Below are 1579 nucleotides of genomic sequence, written 5' to 3'. Positions count from 1 at the left end.
CAACCGAAGCTATACTCTCTGCAAAAGCATCTTTATCAGGTGTTCAAAGAAAATTTCTTGCAGTCAAAGAAGGCAAGAATTTTAGACCCGTGAGAGATAGAGAAATCAGCACGCACATAGCAAAATTATCTTCTGGAAATTATAATGAAATTATTGAAATAGAATTTCTAACAAGTTTGGCAACTCAAAAACTTTTACCTAAAGATGATATTGTAGAAATGCAAATTGCTGAAATACCATACATTAATGAAAAAGCCTTAATAATTACTCGCTTTGATAGAACTCACTCTGGCAGAGGTAAAATTCATTTTGAGGAAATGAGCCAATTATTAAATAAAAAATCAGGTGATGCTAAATATGATGGCTCTTATGAAGATATGGGGAGATATATATCAGAAAACCCATATTGTATGCCAGTGGAGGCTCAAAAACTTTTTAGTCGCATTTTAGTTTGCTTTTTGCTTGGCAATACTGATGCACATTTCAAAAACTTTGCAATGTTTCACAAAAAGGAGGGCTTAAGGTTAACACCAGCCTATGATTTAGTTTCTGCTTATATGTTTAATTATAAAACTCTTGCCTTAGAAATCAACGGGGTAAAAGACTTAAACATAGGAAATTTAGAGGTAAAGCACTTGGTTAATCTAGGCTATAAATTTGGGCTTAATGATAAAATAATTATGAAATTATTTGAGGATTTAAGCAAAAACTTAGATAACGCTAAAAAAGCAATTAGTGAATCAAAGGTTGGAAGCCAAGATATAAAAAATAAATTAACAGAAATAATGGAGAAAAGATGGAACGGCAGTTTTTCATTAATTGGCAATTACTTGTTGAACAGGCAAAGCAGAGAAGAAAATCACAAAAGCTAACTCAAAAAGATTTAGCCTTACTTGCAAATGTTAGCGCGCCAACTATTTCAAATTTTGAAAATGGCGATGAAGATATTTTGGTTTCATCTGCGTTAAATATAATGGCGGTTTTAGGAATGGTTGATAAAAAAAATATCTATTTTTATGAATCCAAAGAAGCGGAATATCTTCCAGGCAGGCTAATCGTTAGATTTTGGGGATATGAAGGAGATAAAGAAATTCGCTGTGAAATTAGTGCTGAAGCCCTTTGGGATAATTTCAAATCTGATAGTGAACATCCATTAAAAATATTCAAAGATAATAGAAAATTTATAGAGAATAAAATCAAACAAAAATATATAAAAAATGAAATAGAATCTGATGGCTCTATTCTAATAAGAACAGGTGATTTATAACCCCACAAACTCCAAATTTCTGAGCCCTTCAAAATAATGTTTGTCTGTGCCGGTGAGCCAGATTTGGCAATCAATATTCTCTAGAAAATTGAATAATTTCCCTCTTTTTTCGTCATCTAAATGAGCAGCAACTTCATCTAATAAAAGCACTGGAAACAATCCGGTTTGGCTTTTTTTAGCAAGAATTGAGGCAATAGTTATTGAAAGTAAAATCGCCTTTTGCTCCCCTTGAGAAGCTAGTTCCGCAGGGATATTCTTCAAGCTATGCAATGCTCTAAAATCACTTTTATGAATACCAAAATTAGTTTTTTT

At 32.2% G+C, this 1579-nt stretch carries 3 protein-coding genes; 2 read left to right on the top strand and 1 reads right to left on the bottom strand.

Annotated features, from left to right (window positions below):
* On the top strand, positions 1–872 hold an 872-nt coding region (locus tag SFT90_05855), incomplete at its 5' end, for a HipA domain-containing protein (protein ID MDX1950005.1).
* Complete coding sequence (locus SFT90_05850; protein ID MDX1950004.1) at positions 797–1267, top strand: DUF1488 family protein; 471 nt, start codon at positions 797–799, stop codon at positions 1265–1267. The genes SFT90_05855 and SFT90_05850, both read left to right, overlap by 76 nt.
* On the opposite strand, the gene SFT90_05845 is transcribed toward SFT90_05850, so the two are convergent.
* Positions 1262–1579: DNA replication and repair protein RecF (locus tag SFT90_05845; GenBank protein ID MDX1950003.1), on the bottom strand; the 318-nt coding region annotated here is incomplete at its 5' end. The two genes, SFT90_05850 and SFT90_05845, sit on opposite strands and share 6 nt — an antisense overlap.

Source organism: Rickettsiales bacterium (assembly GCA_033762595.1).
GTDB lineage: Bacteria > Pseudomonadota > Alphaproteobacteria > Rickettsiales > UBA8987 > JANPLD01.
This window is presented reverse-complemented; position numbering and strand designations above follow the sequence as displayed.